Source organism: Microbulbifer sp. SE14, from assembly GCF_059834885.1.
The window spans coordinates 22,612-29,105 of sequence record NZ_JCBAJA010000044.1; the positions used below are offsets into that span (position 1 = coordinate 22,612).

A 6,494-nucleotide genomic window follows, 5' to 3' on the forward strand; every position below is an offset into this window, starting at 1 on the left:
CGGCAGTCAGCGCGGTATAAAGCGCCTGGCCACCGGCACCGCCACCTGGATCGGCTCCCGCGCGCGGGCGATAAACACCGCCGCCAGCAGCGCCGCCACCGCACAGCCGAGCATGGCCGCGGCGATGGGAATCAGCGTGCCCGTGTGCAGGCTGTTGACGATACCGCCCAGTATTCCGCCGGTAATAAAGATGGTGGCGCCGTAGAGGGCGTTGGCGCTGCCGCTGATCCTGGGGAAGAACTCCAGGAAACAGGCCGCGGCGTTGGGCCCGGTGATGCCGATGCAGGCCATCACCAGCACCAGCGGCACCATCCACAGGGCTATCTCCTTCACCCCGGTCAATGTGCCCAGCAGCAGCAGGCCGCAGCCCAGCAGCTGCAGGGTGATCCCCGCCAGCAGGATATTGCGCGGCTCGAACAGGTTCAGCAGGCGGATATTCACCTGCACCATGCAGATCAGCCCCAGCACGCAGGTGCCGAAGAACAGCGGGAACTGGCTCGCCGGCACCTCGAAATAGCGCATGAAGACGAAGGGCGCGGTGGTGATGTAGATGAACATGGAGCCGCTGACGCAGGCCTGGGCGGCGAGAAAGCCCAGCGCGCGGCGGTTGCCCACCACTTGGCCGTAGCTGTTGATCAGCGATTTCATCGGCTTGCGCTGGCGCCGCGCGCGCGAGAAGCGCGACACCGTCTCCGGGAGCAGGAAGCGCACCAGCACCAGCATGGCCGCCGCGTACATCGTCAGGAAGATAAAGATGCTCTGCCAACCGCCCGCCGCCAGCAGCACCGATCCGATCACCGGCGCTATCAGCGGCGCCACCAGCATCATGGTGCTGATCATCGAAATGATCTTGGCCGCCTCGCGCCCGCTGTGCAGGTCGCGCACTATGGCCGCGCAGATCACGGTGGCGAAACCGCCGCCGATGGCCTGCAGGAAGCGCAGGATGATCAGGTGGTCCACATGGGTGGCGAAGAGCACCAGCAGCGAGGTGACGATATAGATACCGAGGCCTATGGTGCCCACCAGCCGCCGCCCCCAGCGGTCGGAAAGGGGGCCGCCGCACAGCTGGCCTATCGCGAAGCCGAGCAGGAAGCTGGATACCGAGTGCTGCACCCGCGCCACCGCCGTGTCCAGCGCCTCGGCCATGGCCGGGATCGCCGGCAGGTAGCTGTCGATCGAAAAGGGCGTCAGCGCCACCAGCGCCGCCAGCCATACCGCCAGCCAGCGCGGCGGTGTCTTGTCGGCGGGTGTCGCAGTGGGACTCATAAATTGGCTCTGGTATGGCTTGGAGGCGTGCCGGCTGGTGAGGTGGCCGGGCGATCGAACACTAAGATTAGCCGCCGCGGGCGCGCCATGGTAGCGGCGGGAGGCCGTCCCTGCCAGGGCCCCAGGGGAAAAGTACGGCGCGATCAGTGCTTGTCTTCGCGCAGCGTATATAGCCCCTGCTTGAGCTTCAGCAGATGCTCCTGCAGCTGCGGCCCCTTGCGCTGGGCCACGCCTATGGCGAGGGTGTCGATCACCACCAGGTGGGCGATGCGCGACGACAGCGGCGTGTAGATCTCTATGTCCTCTTCCACGTCCACTTCCAGCGGGATGCTGGCCTGGCGGGCCACTGGTGAGCCGCTGGGTGCCAGGCCGATGACGGTGGCGCCCTGCTCTTTGGCCATACCCATGGATCGGAGCAGCGCCTTGGTGCGGCCACTCTGGGAGATGGCCACCACCACGTCGCCGGGCTCCATGGACATGGCGGACATGTTCTGGATGTGGTGGTCGGAGTGGGCGGCGGCGGCCAGCTGCAGGCGGAAGAACTTGTGTTTGGCGTCTGCGGCCACGGCGCCGGAGGCGCCGAAGCCGAAGAACTCGACCCGTTTGGAATTGGCGATGGCGGTGACCGCCGCCTCCAGGGCGCGGTCGTCTATCTTGTCGCGCACGTTGAGCAGGGTGTCGACCGTGGAGTCAAACACCTTGCGCTTGTACTCGGCGATGGTGTCTGTCTCGGTGACCGCAATCTGGCCGAAGCTGGGGCTGGAGGCCAGCTGCTGGGCCAGGTTCAGCTTGAATTCCTGGAAGCCGGAGCAGCCCACCGCGCGGCAGAAGCGCACCACCGTCGGTTCGCTGACCTGGGCCTCAGTGGCCAGGTCGACGATGCGCATATGGATGATCTCGTCGGGGTGGGCGAGGATATACTCCGCCACCTTGCGCTCCGATTTGCGCATCGATGACAGCTGTTCGCTGATTTTCTGCGTGACTTCCGCCGGTTTCACGGGACTTCCTTCTACAAGCCGGATTGCGCAGTTTAGCCTCAAGCTCGGTTGCTTGCGAGCAACCTCTGTTTCTGTGGCTCCGTAGCCGATTTAGTGGCGGCCCTGCTGCCGGGGGCCATCCGCTCAACAGCCTCATCGGCAAACGTTTCGCGGATGCCCCCCGGCATCAGAGCCTTTGCGTCGAACGGCTTTGATTCCGTTCCAGCGCGTAGGTTGGGCTGAGCTCCCCGAAGCCCAACAGGGGCATGGCACCGAAGTGTTGGGCTTCGCAGAGCTCAGCCCAACCTACACCTCGCCAGCATCAAAGCTGTTTATTTAGCCAGTTATCCCCGCGAGCTCTGTTACAATCCCCGCCCATGGACGTATCCCAGATTCTAGACCCCCTTAACGACGCCCAGCGCGAGGCCGTGGCCGCGCCCGCGGGCAATCAGCTGGTGCTGGCCGGCGCCGGCTCCGGCAAGACCCGCGTGCTGGTGCACCGCATCGCCTGGCTGATGCAGGTGGAGGGTGCATCCCCCTACTCCATCCTCGCGGTGACCTTCACCAACAAGGCCGCCCGCGAAATGCGCGCGCGCATCGAGGAGCTTTTGGGGGTGAACACCTTCGGCATGTGGGTGGGTACCTTCCACGGCCTGGCCCACCGGCTGCTGAAGGCCCACTGGCAGGAGGCCAGGCTGCCGCAGAATTTCCAGATCCTGGACAGCGACGACCAGCTGCGCCTGATCAAGCGGGTGCAGAATGACCTGCAGCTGGACGAGAAGAAGTGGCCGCCGCGGGAGACCCAGTGGTGGATAGGCGCACAGAAGGACGAGGGCCTGAGGCCCCAGTACATCAACGTTGGCGCCGATCCCTGGCTGCAGACGATGGTGCGCATCTACTTCGCCTACGAGGAGGCCTGCCAGCGCGGCGGCCTGGTAGATTTCGGCGAACTGTTGCTGCGCGCCCACGAGCTGTTGCGGGACAACGATGCGGTGCTGGCCCACTACCGCCGCCGCTTCCCGTTTATCCTGGTGGACGAGTTCCAGGATACCAACACGATTCAGTACGCCTGGCTGCGCCTGCTGGCCGGCGACCAGTGCCATATCACCGCGGTGGGCGACGACGACCAGTCCATCTACGGCTGGCGCGGCGCCAAGATCGAGAATATCCAGCACTTCGAGAGCGACAGGCGCGATGTGCAGACGGTGCGCCTGGAGCAGAACTACCGCTCCACCGCCACCATCCTCGATGCCGCCAACGCGGTGATCGCCAACAACGCCGGCCGCCTGGGCAAGGAGCTGTGGACCAAAGGCGAGGAAGGTGAGCCGATTTCCCTCTACGCCGCCTACAACGAGCAGGACGAGGCGCGCTTTATCGTCGAGCGTATCAAGGACTGGGTGCGCGACGGCAACCGCCGCGACAGCATCGCCATCCTGTACCGCTCCAACGCCCAGTCGCGGGTACTGGAAGAGGGGTTGCTGCGTGAACAGGTGCCCTACCGCATCTACGGCGGCCAGCGTTTCTACGAGCGCATGGAGATCAAGAACGCGCTGTCCTATATGCGCCTGATCGCCAACCGCGACGACGACACCGCCTTCGAGCGGGTGGTGAATACCCCCACGCGGGGCATCGGCGCGCGCACCGTGGAGATGGTGCGCGCCTATGCCCGCGAACAGGGCTGCTCCCTGTGGCAGGCGTCCAGGCTGATGCTGCAGCAGCGGGTGCTGGCCGCCCGCGCCGGCAATGCGCTGCAGTCCTTCCTCGACCTGGTCAACCAGCTCGCCGCCAACGCCGAGGACAGGCTGCTCGACGCCATCGCCGAGGACGTGATAGAGACCAGTGGCCTGCTGGAATTCCACGGCAGGGAAAAGGGCGAGAAGGGCCAGACCCGGGTGGAGAACCTGCAGGAACTGGTCAGCGCCTGCCGCGCCTTCGATGGCGTCGATGCGCCGGACGGAGAAGACGAGGAAGAGCGGCCGCTGCTGGACCAGTTCCTCGACAGCGCCGCCCTGGACGCCGGCGAGGGACAGGCGGACGAGTTCGAGGACGCGGTGCAGCTGATGACCCTGCACTCGGCCAAGGGCCTGGAATTCCCGCTGGTGTTTATGGCCGGTGTGGAGGAAAACCTCTTCCCGCACAAGATGTCGGCCCAGGAGCCGGGGCGCATGGAGGAGGAGCGCCGCCTCTGCTACGTGGGCATCACCCGTGCAATGCAGAAACTCTACATCACCTACGCGGAAAACCGCCGCCTGTTCGGCTCCGAGACCTACAACAGCCCGTCGCGCTTTATCGGCGAGATACCGCCCAATTTGGTCCACGAAGTGCGCCTGAAGACCGAGATATCGCGGCCGCTGTTCCAGCCGGATTACGGAAAGCTGGGTGCGTTATCAGATCCGGCGCCGGACTTCGACGACCTGCCGCCGCTGGCCCTCGGCGGCCGCGTCGATCACCCCAAGTTCGGCGAGGGCACGGTGGTGCAGTTCGAGGGTAATGGACCGCGCGCTCGGGTACAGGTCAACTTCGACGACGCCGGCAGCAAATGGCTGGTGGTGGCCATGGCCAAGCTGCAGCCGCTGTAGAATTCGGGAATTACTGTAGGAGCGGCCCATGGCCGCGATCAGTATTTCTATCTGAGTCTGATCGCGGCCATGGGCCGCTCCTACAGAACAAGAACACGGAAAAACTGGCAGTAAAAAATAAAAACCGATGAAAAAAATAAACTGGTATCCGCCGATCATCCTCGGCCTCCTCGCCCTGCTGGTGATCACCTTCGGCGCCCTGGTCGCCTCCCGCGCAACCCAGGGGCCCACCCGGCACTTTGCCGAAGATGGCGGGCAGGAAACCTTCCAGTGGAAACTCGTCACCACCTGGCCGAAAAATTTCCCCGGCCTCGGCAGTGCGCCGGAGCGCTTTGCGAAAAAAGTCGAACGCATGTCCGGCGGGCGCCTGAAGATCAAGGTCTACGGCGCCGGTGAACTGGTGCCGGCGCTGGGCGTCTTCGGTGCGGTTTCCGAGGGCGCCGCGCAGATGGGACACGGCGCCGCCTATTACTGGAAGGGCAAGCTGCCGGCCGCGCAGTTCTTTACCGCGGTGCCCTTCGGATTAAATGCCCAGGAGATGAATGGCTGGCTGCACCACGGCGGCGGCCTGGAGCTGTGGGAGGAACTCTACGCGCCCTTCGACCTGATACCCATGGCCGGCGGCTCCACCGGCGTGCAGATGGCGGGCTGGTTCAACAAGCAGATCAATTCCGTCGAGGACCTGAAGGGCCTGAAGATGCGCATCCCCGGCCTCGGCGGCGAGGTCCTGAACCGCGCCGGCGGCACCGCGGTGACCATACCCGGCGGAGAGTTGTACACCGCGCTGCAGACCGGCGTGATCGATGCCACCGAGTGGGTGGGCCCCTACAACGACCTGGCCTTCGGCTTCTACCAGATCGCCGACTACTACTACTACCCGGGCTGGCACGAACCGGGTTCCATTCTCGAATTCATCGTCAACAGGACCGCCTTCGAGAAGCTGCCGAAAGACCTGCAAGAGATAGTCCGCACCGCCGCCCGCGACGCCAACCAGGACATGCTCGACGAGTACACCGCGCGCAACAATCGCGCGCTGAAGGAGCTGGTGGAGAAGCACGGCGTGCAGCTGAAGCGACTGCCCGCAGATGTGATAGCGCACCTGAGAAAAATTAACACGGAAATCATGGAGGAGACCGCGGCGGAGGATCCGCAGTTCGCGCGCGTCTACGAAGCCTACAAGGAGTTTGAGCAGCAGGTGATTCCCTACCACCAGATCAGTGAAGAGGCCTATTACCAGGCGCGAGCTCTAGAAGAGTCAAACTAACCATCAGAGATGTAGAGTTAAATGCTAGTGAAAAGAATATTGAACGGCGTGGTCGCATGTGCTTCTTTGGCCACTGTTTGTTTTGCAAATGCAGCTGAAGGAGAGAGCGGTAATGGCATTCACTCGGCTGTGGATGTGCGTTTCGGGCCGTCGCCATTTCTGGGAGCCCTGTCTGTGGAATATCAGCGCGGACACTACGGAATAGGTATTGGTCTGCCCGGCAACCTGGCGGTCAGCTATTACCGAAACCCGGGAGAGGATTCCGTTTTCTATAGTTCCGGCATCGGTATCTACAATGAGAGGGTGTTCAAAACTCTGTGTCAGCCAAATAGCCTCACAGGCTGATGTATTTCTCCAGGCGGTCCGGGAAGTGGATCGTCAGCTGTGATAGCGTCAGGTTCCAGTTCT

Annotated in this window: 5 protein-coding genes; 3 read left to right on the plus strand and 2 right to left on the minus strand. The window is 63.7% G+C overall.

The genetic code is table 11. The annotated features are described in order from the left end of the window. Positions 1-6 precede the first annotated feature (6 nt). Positions 7-1,266, minus strand: a complete 1,260-nt coding sequence (locus tag AC6R19_RS21475; protein WP_500581931.1) for a multidrug effflux MFS transporter — start codon at positions 1,264-1,266, stop codon at positions 7-9. Positions 1,267-1,409: 143 nt separating this feature from the next. Then, positions 1,410-2,264 carry a transcriptional regulator HexR gene (gene hexR / locus AC6R19_RS21480; protein WP_500581932.1) on the minus strand — a complete coding sequence of 285 codons (855 nt, stop codon included), beginning with the start codon at positions 2,262-2,264 and terminating at the stop codon, positions 1,410-1,412. Between the two features lie 356 nt (positions 2,265-2,620). On the opposite strand from hexR, the gene uvrD reads away from it, so the two are divergent. From uvrD to AC6R19_RS21495, 3 genes are all read left to right on the plus strand, one after another. Beyond that, a complete protein-coding gene (gene uvrD, locus AC6R19_RS21485; protein WP_500581933.1) occupies positions 2,621-4,822 on the plus strand; it encodes a DNA helicase II in 2,202 nt (733 codons plus the stop codon). A 127-nt stretch (positions 4,823-4,949) separates the two neighbouring features. Further along, the gene (locus AC6R19_RS21490) at positions 4,950-6,086 is read left to right on the plus strand and encodes a TRAP transporter substrate-binding protein (protein ID WP_500581934.1); all 1,137 of its coding nucleotides are present in this window, start codon (positions 4,950-4,952) and stop codon (positions 6,084-6,086) included. Between the two features lie 27 nt (positions 6,087-6,113). Beyond that, positions 6,114-6,431, plus strand: coding sequence for a hypothetical protein (locus AC6R19_RS21495; RefSeq protein WP_500581935.1), 318 nt, complete (start codon positions 6,114-6,116; stop codon positions 6,429-6,431). The last annotated feature ends 63 nt before the right edge of the window (positions 6,432-6,494 follow it).

Excerpts from the sequence above, each read along its gene's own strand:
- AC6R19_RS21475 (WP_500581931.1), bottom strand. The coding sequence starts at position 1,266 with ATGAGTCCCACTGCGACACCCGCCGACAAGACACCGCCGCGCTGGCTG.
- AC6R19_RS21490 (WP_500581934.1), top strand. The coding sequence starts at position 4,950 with ATGAAAAAAATAAACTGGTATCCGCCGATCATCCTCGGCCTCCTCGCC.
- uvrD (WP_500581933.1), top strand. The coding sequence starts at position 2,621 with ATGGACGTATCCCAGATTCTAGACCCCCTTAACGACGCCCAGCGCGAG.